This is a genomic window from Pseudomonas rustica, from assembly GCF_018336155.1.
GTDB lineage: Bacteria > Pseudomonadota > Gammaproteobacteria > Pseudomonadales > Pseudomonadaceae > Aquipseudomonas > Aquipseudomonas rustica.
This window is the reverse complement of the sequence record NZ_JAGYHF010000002.1, coordinates 76,117-94,548: the sequence shown is the minus strand read 5'-3', so window position 1 is coordinate 94,548 and position 18,432 is coordinate 76,117. Positions and strand designations below refer to the sequence as shown.

Annotated in this window: 18 protein-coding genes and 1 pseudogene; 16 read left to right on the top strand and 3 right to left on the bottom strand. The window is 58.8% G+C overall.

The features are described from left to right. Positions 1-80: 80 nt before the first annotated feature. From rpsP to KFS80_RS03530, 5 genes are all read left to right on the top strand, one after another. A complete protein-coding gene (gene rpsP / locus KFS80_RS03550) occupies positions 81-332 on the top strand; it encodes a 30S ribosomal protein S16 (RefSeq protein ID WP_045059142.1) in 252 nt (83 codons plus the stop codon). A 5-nt stretch (positions 333-337) separates the two neighbouring features. Next, positions 338-874: a ribosome maturation factor RimM gene (gene rimM / locus KFS80_RS03545; protein ID WP_007908985.1), complete on the top strand. Its 537-nt coding sequence runs from the start codon at positions 338-340 to the stop codon at positions 872-874. A 2-nt stretch (positions 875-876) separates the two neighbouring features. Continuing rightward, positions 877-1,629, top strand: coding sequence for a tRNA (guanosine(37)-N1)-methyltransferase TrmD (gene trmD, locus KFS80_RS03540; RefSeq protein ID WP_159813841.1), 753 nt, complete (start codon positions 877-879; stop codon positions 1,627-1,629). Positions 1,630-1,674: 45 nt separating this feature from the next. Next, positions 1,675-2,025: a 50S ribosomal protein L19 gene (gene rplS / locus KFS80_RS03535; protein WP_003175895.1), complete on the top strand. Its 351-nt coding sequence runs from the start codon at positions 1,675-1,677 to the stop codon at positions 2,023-2,025. Between the two features lie 145 nt (positions 2,026-2,170). Then, complete coding sequence (locus KFS80_RS03530; RefSeq protein WP_038357747.1) at positions 2,171-2,584, top strand: acyl-CoA thioesterase; 414 nt, start codon at positions 2,171-2,173, stop codon at positions 2,582-2,584. A gap of 86 nt (positions 2,585-2,670) precedes the next feature. Here the strand turns inward: KFS80_RS03530 and KFS80_RS03525 are convergent, their stop codons facing one another. Further along, positions 2,671-4,479, bottom strand: a complete 1,809-nt coding sequence (locus KFS80_RS03525) for a cation:proton antiporter (protein WP_053117447.1) — start codon at positions 4,477-4,479, stop codon at positions 2,671-2,673. 108 nt (positions 4,480-4,587) lie between these two features. On the opposite strand from KFS80_RS03525, the gene xerD reads away from it, so the two are divergent. From xerD to KFS80_RS03485, 8 genes and pseudogenes are all read left to right on the top strand, one after another. Continuing rightward, positions 4,588-5,484, top strand: coding sequence for a site-specific tyrosine recombinase XerD (xerD, locus tag KFS80_RS03520; RefSeq protein WP_053117450.1), 897 nt, complete (start codon positions 4,588-4,590; stop codon positions 5,482-5,484). 201 nt (positions 5,485-5,685) lie between these two features. Beyond that, a pseudogene (locus tag KFS80_RS03515) lies at positions 5,686-5,811 on the top strand (tyrosine-type recombinase/integrase); the annotation flags it as partial. A gap of 242 nt (positions 5,812-6,053) precedes the next feature. Further along, positions 6,054-6,785: a bifunctional protein-disulfide isomerase/oxidoreductase DsbC gene (dsbC, locus tag KFS80_RS03510; RefSeq protein WP_212543991.1), complete on the top strand. Its 732-nt coding sequence runs from the start codon at positions 6,054-6,056 to the stop codon at positions 6,783-6,785. A gap of 131 nt (positions 6,786-6,916) precedes the next feature. Continuing rightward, entirely contained in the window at positions 6,917-8,221 is a 1,305-nt protein-coding gene (locus KFS80_RS03505; protein ID WP_007908972.1) for a homoserine dehydrogenase, read from the top strand. 66 nt (positions 8,222-8,287) lie between these two features. Beyond that, positions 8,288-9,697, top strand: a complete 1,410-nt coding sequence (gene thrC, locus KFS80_RS03500; RefSeq protein ID WP_212543990.1) for a threonine synthase — start codon at positions 8,288-8,290, stop codon at positions 9,695-9,697. A 119-nt stretch (positions 9,698-9,816) separates the two neighbouring features. Next, positions 9,817-11,163: a transporter substrate-binding domain-containing protein gene (locus KFS80_RS03495; RefSeq protein WP_212543989.1), complete on the top strand. Its 1,347-nt coding sequence runs from the start codon at positions 9,817-9,819 to the stop codon at positions 11,161-11,163. Positions 11,164-11,280: 117 nt separating this feature from the next. Further along, positions 11,281-11,688 carry a response regulator gene (locus KFS80_RS03490; protein ID WP_159813832.1) on the top strand — a complete coding sequence of 136 codons (408 nt, stop codon included), beginning with the start codon at positions 11,281-11,283 and terminating at the stop codon, positions 11,686-11,688. Between the two features lie 164 nt (positions 11,689-11,852). Next, the gene (locus KFS80_RS03485) at positions 11,853-12,134 is read left to right on the top strand and encodes a DUF3509 domain-containing protein (protein ID WP_053117463.1); all 282 of its coding nucleotides are present in this window, start codon (positions 11,853-11,855) and stop codon (positions 12,132-12,134) included. 176 nt (positions 12,135-12,310) lie between these two features. Here KFS80_RS03485 and KFS80_RS03480 read toward each other — a convergent pair whose 3' ends face one another. Both KFS80_RS03480 and KFS80_RS03475 read right to left on the bottom strand, forming a co-directional pair. Beyond that, the gene (locus tag KFS80_RS03480; RefSeq protein WP_212543988.1) at positions 12,311-13,291 is read right to left on the bottom strand and encodes a TIGR02285 family protein; all 981 of its coding nucleotides are present in this window, start codon (positions 13,289-13,291) and stop codon (positions 12,311-12,313) included. Then, positions 13,218-14,417, bottom strand: coding sequence for a CaiB/BaiF CoA transferase family protein (locus KFS80_RS03475; RefSeq protein ID WP_212543987.1), 1,200 nt, complete (start codon positions 14,415-14,417; stop codon positions 13,218-13,220). The genes KFS80_RS03480 and KFS80_RS03475 overlap by 74 nt, the downstream gene beginning before the upstream one ends. A 146-nt stretch (positions 14,418-14,563) precedes the next feature. Here KFS80_RS03475 and KFS80_RS03470 point away from each other — a divergent pair, with 146 nt between their 5' ends. The 3 genes from KFS80_RS03470 (at position 14,564) to KFS80_RS03460 (ending at position 18,246) form a co-directional block, all read left to right on the top strand. Continuing rightward, positions 14,564-15,106 carry a YaeQ family protein gene (locus tag KFS80_RS03470; protein ID WP_007908961.1) on the top strand — a complete coding sequence of 181 codons (543 nt, stop codon included), beginning with the start codon at positions 14,564-14,566 and terminating at the stop codon, positions 15,104-15,106. A gap of 55 nt (positions 15,107-15,161) precedes the next feature. Continuing rightward, positions 15,162-16,871: a single-stranded-DNA-specific exonuclease RecJ gene (gene recJ, locus KFS80_RS03465; RefSeq protein WP_212543986.1), complete on the top strand. Its 1,710-nt coding sequence runs from the start codon at positions 15,162-15,164 to the stop codon at positions 16,869-16,871. A gap of 268 nt (positions 16,872-17,139) precedes the next feature. Beyond that, positions 17,140-18,246: an NADH:flavin oxidoreductase/NADH oxidase gene (locus KFS80_RS03460; RefSeq protein WP_212543985.1), complete on the top strand. Its 1,107-nt coding sequence runs from the start codon at positions 17,140-17,142 to the stop codon at positions 18,244-18,246. Positions 18,247-18,432: the final 186 nt, after the last annotated feature.

The following is an 18,432-nucleotide window of genomic DNA, read 5'->3' as shown; positions in this document are numbered from 1 at the left end:
CTTAGAATATGCGGCCTTTCGGGCACCCATGCCCGCTGTGCATTTAGATTTGCAGCACCGACTACAGGAACGATGTTCACATGCTAACAATCCGTCTTGCCCTTGGCGGCTCCAAAAAGCGCCCGTTTTACCACCTGACCGTAACCGACTCGCGTAACCCGCGTGACGGCTCCCACAAAGAACAGGTTGGTTTCTTCAACCCTGTTGCCCGTGGTCAGGAAGTTCGTCTGTCCGTGAACCAAGAGCGCGTTGCCTACTGGCTGAGCGTTGGTGCACAGCCTTCTGAGCGTGTTGCTCAGTTGCTGAAGGACTCTGCAAAGGCTGCGGCCTGAGCAATATGAACGCGACGCCAGCTGTTGCTGATGATTTGATCGTTATCGGCAAAATTTATTCTGTTCATGGCGTTCGCGGCGAAGTGAAGGTTTATTCCTTTACTGATCCGACTGAAAACCTGTTGCAGTACAAAACCTGGACGCTCAAGCGCGAAGGCAATGTCAAACAGGTCGAGCTGGTCAGTGGACGCGGGAGCGATAAGTTCCTGGTCGCAAAGCTCAAGGGTCTTGATGATCGTGAAGAAGCTCGTCTTCTGGCCGGTTATGAGATCTGCGTGCCGCGCAACCTGTTCCCTGAATTGACCGACGGCGAGTACTACTGGTACCAGCTGGAAGGTCTGAAGGTCATCGATCAACTGGGGCAAATGCTCGGGAAAGTCGATCATCTTCTGGAAACCGGCGCCAATGATGTAATGGTAGTCAAGCCTTGCGCTGGCAGCCTGGATGATCGCGAACGCTTGCTGCCCTATACGGCGCAGTGTGTGTTGGCAGTTGATCTGGCAGCGGGCGAGATGAAGGTGGATTGGGATGCGGACTTCTAAGCGTGGCTAAATTGCGCGTAGAAGTGATCAGTTTGTTTCCCGAGATGTTTTCCGCCATCGGCGACTACGGCATCACCAGTCGAGCGGTCAAACAGGGGCTCTTGCAGCTGACCTGTTGGAACCCGCGGGATTACACGACAGATCGGCATCACACTGTGGACGATCGCCCGTTTGGCGGTGGTCCGGGCATGGTGATGAAGATCAAGCCCCTGGAAGATGCTCTGGTTCAGGCCAAGGCAGCAGCCGGGGAGGCGGCGAAGGTTATTTACCTGTCCCCCCAAGGCCGTCAACTGACTCAGTCGGCGGTACGCGAGTTGGCACAATCGGATGCATTGATCCTGATTGCCGGCCGCTATGAAGGCATTGACGAGCGTTTTATTGATGCTCATGTCGATGAAGAGTGGTCGATTGGTGACTATGTATTGTCTGGCGGCGAGCTGCCGGCAATGGTCATGATCGATGCGGTTACACGACTGCTGCCTGGAGCTTTAGGGCATGCGGACTCCGCCGAGGAAGATTCCTTTACGGATGGTCTGCTGGATTGCCCGCACTACACCCGACCTGAGGTGTATGCGGATCAGCGTGTTCCCGACGTGTTGCTAAGTGGCAATCACGCGCATATCCGGCGTTGGCGTTTACAGCAGTCCCTTGGTAGGACCTATGAACGACGCGTCGATCTTCTGGAAAGCCGCTCGCTTTCTGGAGAAGAGAAGAAGCTGCTCGAGGAATACATCCGCGAGCGGGACGATAGTTAACAACGTATCGATGGTAGATCGAACGATTTACCTTAGGAGCACAGCATGACCAACAAAATCATCCTTGCACTCGAAGCAGAGCAGATGACCAAAGAAATCCCTACCTTCGCCCCAGGCGACACTATTGTCGTTCAGGTGAAAGTGAAGGAAGGCGATCGTTCCCGTCTGCAAGCGTTCGAAGGCGTTGTAATCGCCAAGCGTAACCGCGGCGTGAACAGTGCGTTCACCGTTCGTAAAATCTCCAACGGTGTTGGCGTAGAACGTACTTTCCAGACCTACTCCCCGCAGATCGACAGCATGGCTGTTAAACGTCGCGGTGACGTACGTAAAGCCAAGCTGTACTACCTGCGCGACCTGTCGGGTAAAGCAGCTCGCATCAAGGAAAAACTGGCTTAAGTCCAGCTTCCGATGCAGAAAAAAGCAGCCTACGGGCTGCTTTTTTGTTGCCCGAATTTCACCGATCCCCTGTAGGAGCTGCCGAAGGCTGCGATCTTTTGATCTTGCTTTCGATCCGCAATCCACTGTTTACGAGCTGCCCGACATGACCACCCGCGACCAGGAAATCGAACGCCGCACCGAACTCTCGGTGACCCGCGTCACCAAAGCCGTCTTCCCGCCGACCACCAACCACCACAACACCCTGTTCGGCGGCACGGCGCTGGCGTGGATGGACGAAGTCTCGTTCATCACCGCCACACGCTTCTGCCGCTTGCCGCTGGTGACCGTGTCCACCGACCGCATCGACTTCAACCACGCGATCCCGGCGGGCTCGATCGTTGAGTTAGTGGGCAAGGTGATCAAGGTCGGCAACACCAGCCTCAAGGTTGAGGTGGAAGTGTTTGTTGAAAGCATGAGCTGTGATGGTCGTGAGAAGGCGATTCATGGGCAGTTCAGCTTTGTCGCGATTGATGACGATAAGCGCCCGGTGCCGGTGCTGCCGGGTTTTGCAGCTTGAATTTTTAAAAGATCGCAGCCTTCGGCAGCTCCTACATGTGATGCGTTTTCCCTGTAGGAGCTGCCGAAGGCTGCGATCTTTTGCTTTTAAGCCTGTTGTGCCTCAGGCTGAATCAACGCCAACAACGTCCACCCCGACCCCGGCTTCACGACAGTCTCCGGCGTCACCACATGCACCCAGCCGCTGTCATCGCGCATAAACAGCAACGTCGCGCGATTACCATGCAGCGCCCGGTAATCATCCCAACTGAAGCCATCCGTCAACGTCGTGCTGTACAACTCCGCCCCCTGGCCAATCTGACTGGCCAGCTTCGCGTAGGTAAACGCTTCGCTGCCCAACTGATTGCCACGATGCTCAAGACTCGCCCGGTGCTTGTCACTGCGACGGCTTTCCTGACCACTCGCCAAGCCAAACAAGCGCTGATGCCCGAAGTCATGACGGAAGCGCATCGCCGCCAAGGTATTCAGCTCACCCGACGGCGACAGCGCCAGCAAATGCCCCAGCCCGACCAGATCCAGATGCGCATCGGCATGCTGCGAGGCCGGATTGCCGAAGTACGTCGGCAAACCTTCCATGCGCGCCGCACGAATGTTTTCCCAGCTTGAATCGGTCAGCAATACCCGGCTGCCCAATTGCTGCAGCGACTTGGCCAGCTCGCGTGCCGGGCCATTGGCACCGACGATCAGGAAGCCGCTCGGCGCCGGTTCGGCCACCTTAAGCAAACGTGCCAACGGGCGCGCCGTCGCGCTTTGCAGCACCACCGTGCCGATGATCACCGCGAACGTCAGCGGCACCAGCAGCAGCGCCCCTTCATGCCCGGCCTCGTGCAGACGAATCGCAAAAATCGCCGACACTGCCGCCGCGACAATTCCGCGCGGCGCGATCCAGCACAGCAGCGCACGCTCGCGCCAGCTCAGGCTCGAACCGGCCGTACTGAGCAGCACGTTCAGCGGTCGAGCGATGAACTGAATCACCACCAACAGAATCAGCACCAACGGCCCGAGGCCCATCAACGCGTACAAATCCAGGCGCGCCGCGAGCAAAATGAACAACCCGGAAATCAGCAGCACGCTGAGGTTTTCCTTGAAGTGCAAAATGTGCCGCACATCCACGCCTTTCATATTCGCCAGCCACATGCCCATCAGCGTCACCGCCAGCAGACCGGACTCGTGCATCACCTCGTTGGAGGCAATGAAAATCCCCAGCACCGCCGCCAGCGACGCGAGGTTATGCAGATACTCCGGCAGCCATTGCCGGCGGATCACCGTCCCCAGCAGCCAGCCACCGACAACGCCGAACACCGCGCCACACAGAATTACCCCGCCAAACGTAAACAGACTCTGCTTGAGCCCATGACCTTCAGCACTGGCAATAATGAAGCTATAAACCACAACGGCGAGGAGGGCGCCGATCGGGTCGATGACGATGCCTTCCCAGCGCAGAATGTTGGCGATGGAGGATTTCGGCCGCACCACGCGCAGCATCGGCACAATCACCGTCGGGCCGGTGACCAGCGTCAGGCTGCCGAAGAGGATGGCCAGCATCCAGTCGAAACCAAGCAGATAGTGCGTGGCGACGGCGATGACGACCCAGGTCGACAGCGCACCGATGGTCACCAGACGATGCACGACGCTGCCGATTTCCTTCCATTCCGACAGGTGCAGTGTCAGGCTGCCCTCGAACAGAATCAGCGCCACCGCCAGCGATACCAGCGGCATCAGCAGAGGGCCGAACATTTCCTGTGGATCGAGCAGGCCCAACACCGGCCCGACCAAAATCCCCGTCACCAGCAGAAACAGAATCGCCGGCAGCTTCAGGCGCCATGCCAGCCATTGGCAACCCAATGCGGCGACACCGATGCCACCGAATGCCAATAGGATTTGCTGCTCGTTCATTGAAGCTCCCTGTTCCTTGAAATGGCGCGCTGTGAAAGACTAGCGCGCATTATTACTGTTCATTTTCTATTTGCGTACAGCGCTTTTGCGTGTGCGTGCAGAGTGCCCATGGCTGCCATTGACCACCCGCTGATTGATCAATTCCTCGACGCTTTATGGCTGGAGAAAGGCCTGTCCGACAACACCCGTGACGCCTATCGCAGTGACCTGGCGTTGTTCAACGGCTGGGTGCAGGAGAAAAACCTGGAGCTGATCAATGCCGGTCGCGAATTGATCCTCGATCATCTGGCCTGGCGCCTTGAGCAAAACTACAAACCGCGCTCGACGGCGAGATTTCTCTCCGGGGTGCGTGGCTTCTATCGCTACTTGCTGCGCGAGAAGATGATTTCCGTCGACCCGACGTTACGTGTCGAAATGCCGCAGCTGGGTCGGCCGTTGCCCAAGTCGTTGTCGGAAGCTGACGTGGAAGCGCTGCTGAAGGCGCCGGATCTCAGCGAAGCCATCGGTCAGCGTGATCGCGCCATGCTTGAGGTGTTGTATGCCTGCGGCCTGCGGGTGACCGAATTGATCAGCCTCACCCTGGAACAGGTCAACTTGCGTCAGGGTGTGTTGCGGGTGATGGGCAAGGGCAGTAAGGAGCGGCTGGTGCCGATGGGCGAAGAGGCGATTGTCTGGGTCGAGCGCTACATGCGCGATGGGCGCGGTGAACTGCTCGGCGGGCGGCCCAGCGATGTGCTGTTCCCCAGTCAGCGCGGCGAGCAGATGACCCGGCAGACGTTCTGGCACCGCATCAAGCATCAGGCCAAGGTCGCGGGGATTGGCAAGTCGTTGTCGCCGCATACGTTGCGCCATGCGTTCGCCACGCACCTGCTCAACCATGGCGCGGATTTGCGCGTGGTGCAGATGCTGCTCGGCCACAGCGACCTTTCAACCACGCAAATCTACACCCACGTCGCCCGCGCCCGCCTGCAAGAGCTGCACGCCAAACACCACCCGCGCGGCTGACACATCCCCTTTGTTTGAAATACTTATCTGTGGTGAGGGGATTTATCCCCGACGGGCTGCGCAGCGGCCCCAAACCTGGCTTGCTCGGTTTGTCTGATAGATCGGGTTGGATGGTTTTGGGGCTGCTTCGCAACCCAGCGGGGATAAATCCCCTCACCACAATAATGTGTGTCAGTCACATATGGGTGTAGCAGTTGCAGAGGCAATGCGTTGCGCGTAGTGCAGATGTTGCTCGGCCACAGCGACCTCTCCACCACACAAATCTACACCCACGTCGCCCGCGCCCGCCTGCAAGAGCTGCACGCCAAACACCACCCGCGCGGTTAACTCCATACCTCCCCGTGTAGGAGCTGCCGAAGGCTGCGATCTTTTGATCTTAAAAACAAAATCAAAAGATCGCAGCCTGCGGCAGCTCCTACATGAAGCAGGTGTGAGGAGTGGCGACAGGCGCATTCGGCCACCGTGGCCTTATGTGTTAGGCTTTGCCGGTTTGCACGATGGACGGTTATGACCCGGTGTTCCGGCACGGGCGTTCTGATCGTTCCATTTGTCCGCCTTCAGGAGTTCTCATGCGTCTGACCCAGATTTTCGCCGCCGCAGCCATTGCGTTGGTCAGCACCTTTGCCGTCGCCGATGACGCGGCCGACAAAGCGATTCGTCAAAGCCTGGAAAAACTCGAACTCGAGGTTCCGGTAGAAAGCATCAGTGCCAGCCCGTTGCCAGGCATGTACGAAGTCAAACTCAAAGGCAGTCGCGTGCTCTACGCCAGCGCCGATGGTCAGTACATCGTTCAGGGTTACCTGTTCCAGCTCAAGGACGGCAAACCGGTCAACCTGACCGAGAAAACCGAACGCCTGGGCGTCTCCAAACTGGTCAACGCCATTCCGGTTGCCGAAACCGTGGTCTACCCGGCCATCGGCGAAACCAAATCGCACATCACCGTGTTCACCGACACCACCTGCCCGTACTGCCACAAGCTGCACGCCGAAGTGCCTGAGCTGAACAAGCGCGGCATCGAAGTGCGCTATGTTGCGTTCCCGCGTCAGGGCCTCGGTTCGCCGGGTGACGAGCAACTGCAAGCCGTGTGGTGCTCGAAAGACAAGAAAGCCGCCATGGACAAAATGGTTGATGGCAAAGAAATCAAGGCCGCCAAGTGCGAGAACCCGGTTTCCAAACAGTTCGCTCTGGGTCAGTCGATTGGCGTGAACGGTACACCGGCCATCGTTTTGGCCGACGGACAAGTCATTCCGGGCTACCAGCCTGCGCCACAAGTCGCCAAACTGGCGCTGGGCGCGAAGTAATTCGCATCGTCACGGTCAGCCGCTGACGATCATGGTCCGGCAGCAACATTGCCGGGCCATCAATAGAGAGCCGCGAGCACGCGGTTGTTTTCCGGCCGACCCAGCGTCGGCCGTTTTATGGGGAGTTCACAGTGAATCCGGTCAAAGTAGGCATCTGTGGGTTAGGCACCGTCGGTGGCGGTACCTTCAACGTACTTCAGCGCAACGCCGAGGAAATTGCTCGTCGTGCCGGGCGTGGAATCGAAGTGGCACAAATTGCCATGCGCACGCCAAAGCCTCAGTTCCAGACGACCGGTATTGCGATTACCAACGATGTCTTCGAAGTGGCCACAAACCCTGAGATCGACATCGTTATAGAGCTGATGGGCGGCTATACCGTTGCCCGCGAGCTGGTACTCAAGGCCATCGAGAATGGCAAGCATGTGGTCACCGCGAACAAGGCTCTGATTGCCGTTCACGGTAATGAAATTTTCGCCAAGGCTCGCGAGAAAGGCGTGATCGTGGCGTTCGAAGCGGCCGTGGCCGGTGGCATTCCGGTGATCAAGGCGATCCGTGAAGGCCTGTCCGCCAACCGCATCAACTGGGTCGCCGGGATCATCAACGGCACCGGTAACTTCATCCTCACCGAAATGCGCGAGAAGGGTCGTACCTTCGAAGACGTGTTGGCCGAAGCGCAGGCACTGGGTTACGCCGAAGCCGATCCGACCTTCGACGTTGAAGGCATCGACGCCGCGCACAAGCTGACGATTCTGGCTTCCATCGCGTTCGGCATTCCGCTGCAATTCGACAAGGCTTACACCGAAGGCATCACCAAGCTGACCACCGCTGACGTCAACTACGCTGAAGCGCTGGGCTATCGCATCAAGCACCTCGGCGTGGCGCGCAGCACCGCTGCCGGCATCGAGTTGCGCGTGCACCCGACGCTGATTCCGGCCGATCGCCTGATCGCCAATGTCAACGGCGTGATGAACGCGGTGATGGTCAACGGTGACGCCGCCGGTTCGACGCTGTTCTACGGCGCGGGCGCTGGCATGGAGCCAACCGCTTCGTCGGTGATCGCCGATCTGGTCGACGTGGTTCGCGCCATGACCTCCGATCCGGAAAACCGCGTACCGCACCTGGCCTTCCAGCCGGATTCGCTGTCGGCTCACCCGATCCTGCCGATCGAGGCCTGCGAAAGCGCCTACTACCTGCGCATTCAGGCCAAGGATCATCCGGGCGTGTTGGCTCAGGTGGCGAGCATCCTCTCGGAGCGCGGCATCAACATCGAGTCGATCATGCAGAAGGAAGTCGAGGAACACGACGGTCTGGTGCCGATGATCCTGCTGACCCACCGTGTGGTCGAGCAGCGCATCAACGATGCCATCGCCGCCCTCGAAGCGCTGGCCGGCGTGAATGGTCCGGTCGTACGGATCCGCGTCGAGCACTTGAACTAAGTCGTTGTCCTGCACCGGCCCCGTAAACGGGGCCGTTGTTGTGAACACTCTCCATTGGAGTCAGTCATGCGTTACATCAGTACCCGCGGCCAGGCACCGGCCCTGAATTTCGAAGACGTCCTGCTGGCTGGTCTGGCGACCGACGGCGGTCTGTACGTTCCGGAAAACCTGCCACGTTTCACCCAGGAAGAAATCGCCTCCTGGGCCGGCCTGCCGTATCACGAGCTGGCCTTCCGGGTGATGCGCCCGTTCGTCACCGGCAGCATTCCGGATGCCGATTTCAAAAAGATTCTTGAAGAAACCTACGGCGTGTTCGCCCACAGCGCCGTGGCGCCGCTGCGTCAGCTGAACGGCAACGAATGGGTGCTGGAGCTGTTCCACGGCCCGACCCTGGCGTTCAAGGACTTCGCCCTGCAACTGCTCGGTCGTTTGCTCGACTATGTGCTGGAAAACCGCGGCGAGCGCGTAGTGATCGTCGGCGCCACCTCCGGTGATACCGGTTCGGCCGCCATCGAAGGCTGCAAGCACTGCGAAAACGTCGACATCTTCATCCTGCACCCGCACAAGCGCGTGTCGGAAGTGCAGCGTCGCCAGATGACCACGATCTTCGGCGAGAACATCCACAACATCGCCATCGAAGGCAACTTCGATGACTGCCAGGAAATGGTCAAGGCGAGCTTCGCCGATCAGAGCTTCCTCAAAGGCACGCGTCTGGTCGCGGTGAACTCGATCAACTGGGCGCGGATCATGGCCCAGATCGTTTACTACTTCCACGCCGCACTGCAGTTGGGCGGCCCGGCGCGTTCGGTGTCGTTTTCGGTGCCAACCGGCAACTTCGGCGACATCTTTGCCGGTTACCTGGCGCGCAACATGGGCCTGCCGATCAACCAGTTGATCGTCGCCACCAACCGCAACGACATCCTGCACCGCTTCATGAGCGGCAATCAGTACGTCAAGGACACCTTGCACGCCACGCTGTCGCCGTCGATGGACATCATGGTCTCGTCGAACTTCGAACGCCTGCTGTTTGACCTGCACGGTCGCAACGGCGCAGCAATCGCCGGTCTGATGGATTCGTTCAAGCAGGGCGGCGGTTTCAGCGTCGAGCAAGAACGTTGGACCGAAGCGCGCAAGCTGTTCGATTCGCTGGCCGTGGATGACGCACAGACTTGCGAAACCATCGCTGAAGTCTACGAGCAGACTGGCGAAGTGCTGGATCCGCACACCGCCATCGGTGTTAAAGCAGCGCGTGAATGCCGTCGCAGCCTGGATATCCCGATGGTGATCCTGGGCACCGCTCACCCGGTGAAATTCCCTGAAGCCGTAGAGAAAGCCGGTGTAGGAAAAGCGCTCGAACTACCTGCACATCTTTCTGATTTGTTTGAGCGAAATGAGCGCTGCACCGTTCTGCCAAACGAGCTGAAAGCCGTGCAAGCCTTTGTCAGCCAGCATGGCAACCGCGGCAAGCCGCTGTAAGCCGTAAAAGCTGTCACATTTTGAAGCCCGTCTCCTGACGGGCTTTTTTGTTTCTGCTGCCACACTGCTCGGGTTTTCACCCACGAAGGACGGGTGAGTTGATCACGAAGGAAGTGGCAATGTGGTTTTCCAGAGATTTGAAGCCGGCCCTGTGCTGGCTGTTTTTATTGGTAATGCTGGGGTTTATGCGCTGGAGTGTGGCAGCGCAACTGCTGCAGCATGACGGCGAAGTCAGCAAGGTTCAGCCCATCAAACTGAACACAGAAGAGCAGCAATGGATCCGCGACAATCCGCGTGTCATCGTCGCGTCCGTGCAGTATCCGCTGTACCTGTTCCAGGATGAACATGCGCACTGGAACGGCCTGAACAGTGATGTGCTCAAGCGTATCAGCGCGATGACCGGTTTGCAGTTTGTGCATCAAGAGTCTTTCTCCACCGACCACCTGCTCGAACGGCTGGAGCGCGGTGAAGCGGACATCAGCACCACGCTGGCGATGAGCGATGAGCGCAAAGTGTTCCTCAATTTCAGCCATGCCTTTGGCGGTGCGGGCTGGGTGTTTGTCGGGCGTGTTGGCGAACCACAGGTGCAGTCGCTGGAGCAGTTGGCCAAACGTGTGCTGGTGCTGCCGGCCCGGCACGCGCTGGAAGGCATCATCCGCCGCGACTATCCGGCCATTGAGATCCGCTCGGTGAAAACCTATGCCGAAGCACGGGCGTTGGTCGAAAGCGGTGAGGCTTATGCCACGATTGAAAACGAGATTGGCGCGCAGTTGTTCCCTTCCGGATTGCTCAGGGTCGGCGATTTGCTTGAGGGAAAATGGGAGGCAGATCACTTGGCGGTGCGTAAGGGCCAGCCGGAGTTGTTGAGCATCCTCAACAAGGCGCTTGAGGCTTTTCCGCCGGAGGAGTTGCGCGCGATTCGGCTCAAATGGCTCGACGGTGTTTCACCGCTGCCGGTGCCCTCGGTGTGGCAGCGGATCGCCAGTTGGGGCTGTTGGGCGATGGCCGTGATTGGCACGTTCGGTCTGTTGTCGCTGGTCTGGAATCGCCGATTACGCGCGGCGATCAGGCAACGCACTGAAGCTGAAAAAGATCTCGGCGACCAGTTGGCGTTTCAGCATGCGTTGATCAATTCAATGCCCGATCCGGTGTTCGTCCGCGACCTGCTGGGCCGCTTGATCATGTGCAATCGCAGTTATGAGGAGGCGCTCGACATTCGTTTCGATCAGGTTCAGGGACGCTCGCTGATGGAGGTTGATGCCCTGCCAAAGATCACGTCACGCATGCTTCACGACGAATTCATGGCGCAGCTGCAGACGCGCAAAACGCGATTCTGCCGGCGCCAACTGCAATTCAAAAACGGCTCGCGGGAGATCTACCAATGGACGGTGCCGTTTTACAGCGCCGACGGAAAACTGCGCGGACTGCTCGGTGGCTGGACAGACATGAGCCGACGTCTGCACTGAGTTTGGGAAAAGTCCTATAACCCCTGAGGCCTTTTCCGATGGGAGGCTGAGGACGGCTGCCCTAGAGTGAACGGTGTCTGCGGTGAGAGTCCGCACCCGCCGTTTCAGAGGTCGCCTATGCGCTCGCTCAAAGTCCTGATCCTTGAACACAATCCGTTCCAGTTGATGGCGTTGCACCAGATGCTCAACGCCATCGGCATCTACAACGTACTGACCGCGCCGTCGCTGGGTTCGGCCTTGGGTTCGCTGGAGCAAAGCGGCGTCATCGATATCGCTATTTGCGACCCGCAACTCAAGGGCGGCGATGGCTTGGCGTTGATCCATCATCTGACCCGGCAGGAGCAATCACGCGCATTGATTCTGCTGGGCAACGTGGCGCCGAGCCTGCTGACCGACCTTGAAACGCTGCTGCACGCGCATGAGCTGCAACTGCTCGGACGCCTGCAAACGCCGGTTTCGGCGGTGTTGATGCGCGGTTTGCTTGATCAATACCTCAGCGCTTTGCATCAGCCTGTCGGGGCTTGAAACGCGGGGTATTTTTACTGTCATCTTCGCCGTGCATGCTCCATAGACCGGTAAGGCTCCAGGGATGGAGCAATCGCAGGCAGAACTTTCTTCTCGGGCCGGTGGTCATTTATTGTGAACACGCCCCAGGCACTGTGTTTTCGGACTATTGAGTGGAGATCGAGATGGAAAGTATCAGTCTATTGCTCGGTGAGGCTCTGAGCCCGTATCAAGTGACGTTGACCCCTCGCGGCAGCCATGGCGAATGCCTGGTGACCCTGAAGAACAGCAACGGCGCCATTGTGGTGGAACGCGAATTCAATCAGGCGCAGTTGAGCGACAAACGCTTGCTGACCGATGTCGTCGACGGCCTGCACCGTGACGTGCTGATTGCCGAAGGACGGCTGGAACCCTGTGTGATCGCGGCATTGCGCAACGCAGCGCTGGATAAACGTCCGACGCTGTAAAGATGAAATATTTTTTGTGGGAACCTTCCTGCATCCCTGTCAGTCAGACCCAGTAACAGCAGGATCAAGCATTGTGCTCCGGTGCTTGTCGCTTGCTGCTACTGGTCTTTATGTAGGCCACGTTTAACCCCGAGTCGTCTCCCCACTTCTCGGGGTTTCTTTTGTCTGGCGTTTGCCTATTGCGCGGCTTGCTGCTCGAAAAATGTCCGCGCTTGCTGCAGATAATCCGCTTGTCGTTCGGGATCCAGCCACGCCGCGTAGAGCTGATTCAAATGCTCGTGGGGCAGGGTGCGCAGCAGTTGATTGATTTCGCTGATGGCCTGGCGGCCCTGCGTGGTGTCGGAACAAGCGACATAGCCTGAGAGATATTTCTCGGTGCCGCGAATCGAATAGAACTCCAGCTCATCTTCCGGAATTTGTGCCTGTTTCGCCTGATAGCGGATCTCTGGCCAATAGCCGAGCACCACCTGTAATCGGTTCAGCCGCTGCATCGACAGCAAATTGCTCAATGCATCATTGCCGTAGTGCGGGGTCAATGCGCCGCTGGGGGCGTGGCGCAACAGTCCGTCGATGTATTCGCCGTAACTGCGTTCGGCAACTACGCCGACTTTTCGCTCACCACTGGCCAGCAGCGCAGAAAAATCCACCGCACCGTCCACCAGATACGGTTCGAGTACCGCGCGATCTTTCTGACGCACCACCAGGCCATTGGCTACAGCGCGAATCGCCGGAATCGAATACGCCACCCACTGCGCGCGCTCTTTGTTCCACAGCAGCGCAGGGTCGCAAGCGAAAGGGTTTTCGTGAAGCATCTGCAAACCACGCGCACGGTTGACGCGCATGATCTTGTGTTCGTATTGCGGCATGCCGGCAATCAGTTGCGGCATCAAATGATCAATCACCCCCTGACCCTTTTTCGGGCCTTCGAAGATCGTCATCGGCGGTAAATCGCGCAGCAACCAGATCAACGTCGGCTTCGCCTGCGCCCACGTTGGCGAGGCCAGCAAAAACAACAGGCCGAACAGACGCCACGTCCACCATTGGTGAGCGCGGTTGGCGTCTGAGGGATGCAGGTTTTTCAGCTTAAATGGCTCCGTCTTCGCGCAATCGGGCGATCTGCTGTGCGTCGTAACCGAGGTCGGCGAGCACCTGCGCATTGTGTTCACCCAGCGTCGGCCCGACCCATTCGGAACTGCCTGGCGTCTCGGAAAGTTTCGGCACGATGCCCGGCATCTTGAAGTCCTTGCCGTCCGGCAACTTGGCGGACAGGAACATCTCCCGGGCGAGGTATTGCGGGTCGCTGAACATGTCTTCGGCGCTGAAAATACGGCTGACCGGTACTTCGGCCTGATTGAGCAGATCGAGCACCGTTTGCAGCGGCTGCGAATTGACCCAGCGATCGATCACGCCATACAACTCGTCGCGGCGACTGTCGCGCCCGTCGTTGCTGGCCAGCATCGGGTCATTAGCCAGATCTTCGCGGCCGATAATCAACATGAAGCGCTTGAAGATCGCATCACCATTGGCGCCGATCTGCACGTGCTTGCCGTCGGCGCTGGTGTGGATCGAGGAAGGTGTGATGCCGGGCATGATGTTGCCGGTGCGCTCGCGGATAAAACCGAACACGTCGAACTCCGGCACCATGCTTTCCATCATCGCGAAAATAGCTTCGTACAACGCCACATCGACCACTTGGCCGAGCCCGCCATTGACTTCGCGATGACGCAGCGCCATCAGCGCACCGATCACGCCCCACAGCGCGGCAATCGAATCGCCGATAGAAATCCCGGTGCGCACCGGTGGGCGGTCTTCAAAACCGGTGATATAGCGCAAACCGCCCATGGATTCGCCAACCGCGCCGAAGCCTGGCTGATCTTTCATCGGCCCGGTCTGGCCGAAACCGGACAGGCGCACCATCACCAGTTTCGGGTTCAGCGCGTGCAGGGTTTCCCAACTCAGGCCGAGTTTTTCCAGCACACCGGGGCGAAAGTTCTCGATGAGGATGTCGGCTTCACTGAGCAGTTTTTTCAGAATCGCCAAACCGTCGGGGTGTTTCAGATTCAGCGTCAGCGACTTCTTGTTGCGCGCCTGCACGAACCACCACAAGGACGTGCCTTCATACATCTTTCGCCATTTGCGCAATGGATCACCGCCATCCGGCGATTCGATCTTGATCACTTCAGCGCCGAACTCGCCGCAAATACGCGAGGCAAACGGCCCGGCAATCAACGTACCCAATTCAATGACTTTCACGCCGCTGAGCGGCTTGTTGGAAAACGGCATGCTGAATCCTGTAGGACAAGGCTGTGCGGATACAGCGTTTTAACATAGCCGGCTGTCAGACGCCGCAGGTTGATCGCCATCAATTCGATGATTGCCTACCGCATCGGTTAGACTTGCCGCCTTTCCTCGTATCAAGAAGCCCGTTCATGGCCCAGCCGTCCACTACCTACAAATTTGAACTGAACCTCACCGACCTCGACCGCAGTGTCTACGAGAGCGTCAAGCAGACCATCGCCCGTCACCCTTCGGAAACCGAAGAACGCATGACCGTGCGGCTGCTGGCCTACGCCCTCTGGTACAACGAGCAGTTGTCGTTTGGTCGCGGTCTGTCAGACGTGGATGAACCTGCGCTGTGGGAAAAGAGCCTGGACGATCGCGTTCTGCACTGGATCGAAGTCGGCCAGCCAGACGCCGATCGCCTGACCTGGTGCTCGCGTCGCACCGAGCGCACCAGCCTGCTGGCCTACGGCAGCCTGCGCGTCTGGGAAACCAAGGTGATCCCGGCGATCAAGAACCTGAAAAACGTCAACATCGCCGCCGTCCCGCAGGAAGTGCTGGAAACCCTGGCCAAGGACATGCCCCGCGTTATCAAGTGGGACGTGATGATCAGTGAAGGGACGATCTTTGTCACCGACGACCGTGGTCAGCACGAAGTCCAGTTGCAATGGCTACAAGGTGAGCGCGGCTGATCCCGCGCCTGTAGCTGATTAATCCCACGTATTAAAGAGAAGTCTCCGTCACCCCATGCGCATCGAACCTCGCCTACTGCCCGAAACTTTGCCTTTTCTCGGTGATATTCCGCCGCTGCTGACCCGCCTGTACGCGGCGCGAGGCGTGCAGTCCGAGGCAGAGCTGGACAAGAGCCTGGCACGGTTGATCCCGTTTCAGCAGCTCAAGGGCATTGATGCGGCGGTGGACTTGCTGGTGACGGCGCTGGAGCAACGCCAGCGCATCCTCATCGTCGGCGACTTCGACGCGGACGGCGCGACGGCCAGCACGGTCGGCATGCTTGGCTTGCGCTTGCTCGGTGCGGCGCACGTTGATTATCTGGTGCCGAACCGCTTTGAATATGGCTACGGCCTGACCCCGGAAATCGTCGAAGTCGCGCTCACCCGTGAACCGCATTTGCTGGTCACCGTCGACAACGGTATTTCCAGCGTCGAAGGTGTTGCGGCGGCAAAAAAGGCTGGCCTCAAGGTCTTGATCACCGACCACCACTTGCCCGGCGAAGAGCTGCCGCAGGCCGATGCGCTGGTCAATCCGAACCAGCCGGGCTGCGAGTTTCCGAGCAAGGCCCTGGCCGGCGTCGGGGTGATTTTCTATGTGTTGATGGCGTTGCGCGCGCGTTTGCGCAGCCTCGGCTGGTACGAGAACACGCCGCAGCCGAACATCGGTGAACTGCTTGATCTGGTGGCACTGGGCAGCGTTGCCGACGTGGTGCCGCTGGACGCCAACAACCGGATTCTGGTGCATCAAGGCCTTGAACGCATTCGCGCCGGTCGCGCACGGCCGGGGATCAAAGCGATCCTTGAAGTGGCCAAGCGTGACGCCACCCGCATCACGTCCACCGATCTCGGTTTTATCGTCGGCCCGCGCCTGAACGCTGCCGGGCGTCTGGATGACATGAGTCTGGGCATCGAATGCCTGCTCACTGCCGACGCCAGCAAGGCCCAGGAAATGGCCGCGCAACTGGACGGCATGAACCAGGATCGCAAATCCATCGAGCAGGGCATGCAGCGTGAAGCGTTGGCGCAGCTCAAGGATTTGCCGGTGGAGTCGATGCCGTTTGGTCTGTGCCTGTTCGATCCGGAGTGGCACCAAGGCGTGATCGGTATCCTCGCATCACGCATGAAAGAACGTTATTTCCGTCCGACCATTGCCTTTGCTGATGCGGGTGATGGCCTGCTCAAAGGCTCGGGGCGTTCGGTGCAGGGCTTCCATATTCGTGACGCGCTGAGCGTTGTTGCAGCGCAGCATCCGACCCTGATCGCCAAGTACGGTGGCCACGCGATGGCCGCCGGTCTGACCTTGCCGCAAGAGAATTTTCCGCTGTTCGCCGAGGCATTTGACGCTGAAGTGCGTAGGCAACTTCGCGAGGAAGACCTGACCGGGCGCATGCTCTCGGACGGCACGCTGGCGGTGGAAGAATTCCACCTCGAACTGGCTCGCGCCCTGCGCCATGCCGGGCCTTGGGGGCAGCATTTTCCTGAGCCGCTGTTTCATGGGGTGTTTCAGTTGGTTGAGCAGCGGGTGGTCGGTGAGCGGCATTTGAAAGTGGTGCTGAAGAGCGAGTGTGGCTCGGTGAAGCTGGATGGCATCGCGTTTGGGATTGACCGGGATATCTGGCCGAATCCGACGATCAGGTGGGTTGAGCTCGCCTATAAGCTCGATGTTAACGAGTTTCGGGGTAATGAGACCGTTCAGTTGATGATTGCCCATATCGAACCGCGTTAAGCCCTTCGCGGGCAAGCCTTGCTCCTACAGATGGTGTTGATCCTGTAGGAGCAGAGCTCGCTCGCGAAAGCATCCTTTCACACACTGAATCACTCTGAACCCTCCTTTCCCTCCCGTTGTCGACTAGGCTCTAAGCACTGCTTGATTGGCCTTGTGACGTCTTGTCGAATTTTTTGCCCGCGGGGGCGGGTGCTGCACCTTTTTCCTGTCACTCGTCGACTATTCAAACAGAACCCTGGAGCCTGCCCACTGATTTGAGAGGTGCCCCATGAGTCTGCTGCTTGAACCCTTTACCCTTCGCCAACTGACCCTTCCGAACCGCATCGCCGTCTCGCCGATGTGCCAGTACTCCAGCGTCGACGGCCTGGCCAACGACTGGCACCTGGTGCACCTCGGCAGCCGCGCGGTGGGCGGCGCCGGTCTGGTATTTACCGAAGCCACGGCGGTCACTGCCGACGGGCGGATCACCGCCGAAGACCTTGGCCTATGGAACGACGAACAGATCGAACCACTGCAACGCATCACCCGCTTCATTACCTCCCAAGGCGCGGTCGCCGGCATTCAACTGGCCCACGCCGGGCGCAAGGCCAGCACCCATCGGCCGTGGCTCGGCAAGCATGGCAGCGTTAAACCCGATGACGGCGGCTGGACTCCGATCGGGCCCTCGCCGATTGCTTTTGACCCGCAACACACGCAACCGAAACAGCTGGATGAAGGGCAGATTGCCGACGTCATTCAGGCGTTTGTCGATGCCGCCAAACGCGCGCTCAAGGCCGGTTTCAGTGTGGTTGAGGTGCATGCGGCGCATGGGTATCTGCTGCATCAGTTTCTCTCGCCGCTGAGCAATCAGCGCCGCGATCAATACGGTGGTTCGTTTGAAAATCGTATTCGTCTGGTGTTGCAAGTGACGGAGGCGGTGAGGGCGGTTTGGCCGGAAGAGTTGCCGTTGTTTGTCCGCGTATCGGCCACCGACTGGGTGGAGGACGGCTGGAATCCGGATGAAACCGTGGAACTGGCGCGACGCCTGCACACCCTTGGCGCCGATCTGATCGACGTCTCTTCGGGCGGAACCGCAGCCAACGCTGAGATTCCGGTGGGGCCGGGTTATCAGACGCGTTTCGCCGAGCGCGTACGCAAAGAGTCAGGCATCGCCACCGGCACTGTGGGAATGATTACCGAGCCGGCGCAGGCTGAGCACATTCTGCGCACCTGTCAGGCCGACATCATCTTCCTCGCCCGCGAGCTGCTGCGTGATCCGTACTGGCCGCTGCATGCCGACGATGATCTGGGTGGACGCAAAGCGGTGTGGCCGGCGCAGTATCAGCGTGCGACGCACCGTGATCAGCCGATTCATGAGTCTGATTTGCGCGATTGATTAATTAGCGACGAAGCAAAAAGCCCCGGGCAGTGATGGCCGGGGCTTTGTTTTTGGTGGGTGTTTTTGTACTGCCTGGGCGGATGCTATCGCGAGCAGGCTCACTCCTACAGGGATTCTGCCGTACACAGAATGTGTGTTCGTTGCAGATTAAATGTAGGAGTGAGCCTGCTCGCGATGAGGCCC

Excerpts from the sequence above, each read along its gene's own strand:
- rpsP (WP_045059142.1), top strand. The coding sequence starts at position 81 with ATGCTAACAATCCGTCTTGCCCTTGGCGGCTCCAAAAAGCGCCCGTTT.
- rimM (WP_007908985.1), top strand. The coding sequence starts at position 338 with ATGAACGCGACGCCAGCTGTTGCTGATGATTTGATCGTTATCGGCAAA.
- rplS (WP_003175895.1), top strand. The coding sequence starts at position 1,675 with ATGACCAACAAAATCATCCTTGCACTCGAAGCAGAGCAGATGACCAAA.
- KFS80_RS03530 (WP_038357747.1), top strand. The coding sequence starts at position 2,171 with ATGACCACCCGCGACCAGGAAATCGAACGCCGCACCGAACTCTCGGTG.
- KFS80_RS03525 (WP_053117447.1), bottom strand. The coding sequence starts at position 4,479 with ATGAACGAGCAGCAAATCCTATTGGCATTCGGTGGCATCGGTGTCGCC.
- xerD (WP_053117450.1), top strand. The coding sequence starts at position 4,588 with ATGGCTGCCATTGACCACCCGCTGATTGATCAATTCCTCGACGCTTTA.
- dsbC (WP_212543991.1), top strand. The coding sequence starts at position 6,054 with ATGCGTCTGACCCAGATTTTCGCCGCCGCAGCCATTGCGTTGGTCAGC.
- thrC (WP_212543990.1), top strand. The coding sequence starts at position 8,288 with ATGCGTTACATCAGTACCCGCGGCCAGGCACCGGCCCTGAATTTCGAA.
- KFS80_RS03495 (WP_212543989.1), top strand. The coding sequence starts at position 9,817 with ATGTGGTTTTCCAGAGATTTGAAGCCGGCCCTGTGCTGGCTGTTTTTA.
- KFS80_RS03490 (WP_159813832.1), top strand. The coding sequence starts at position 11,281 with ATGCGCTCGCTCAAAGTCCTGATCCTTGAACACAATCCGTTCCAGTTG.
- KFS80_RS03485 (WP_053117463.1), top strand. The coding sequence starts at position 11,853 with ATGGAAAGTATCAGTCTATTGCTCGGTGAGGCTCTGAGCCCGTATCAA.
- KFS80_RS03480 (WP_212543988.1), bottom strand. The coding sequence starts at position 13,291 with ATGCGCAGGTGCTCGCCGACCTCGGTTACGACGCACAGCAGATCGCCC.
- KFS80_RS03475 (WP_212543987.1), bottom strand. The coding sequence starts at position 14,417 with ATGCCGTTTTCCAACAAGCCGCTCAGCGGCGTGAAAGTCATTGAATTG.
- KFS80_RS03470 (WP_007908961.1), top strand. The coding sequence starts at position 14,564 with ATGGCCCAGCCGTCCACTACCTACAAATTTGAACTGAACCTCACCGAC.
- recJ (WP_212543986.1), top strand. The coding sequence starts at position 15,162 with ATGCGCATCGAACCTCGCCTACTGCCCGAAACTTTGCCTTTTCTCGGT.
- KFS80_RS03460 (WP_212543985.1), top strand. The coding sequence starts at position 17,140 with ATGAGTCTGCTGCTTGAACCCTTTACCCTTCGCCAACTGACCCTTCCG.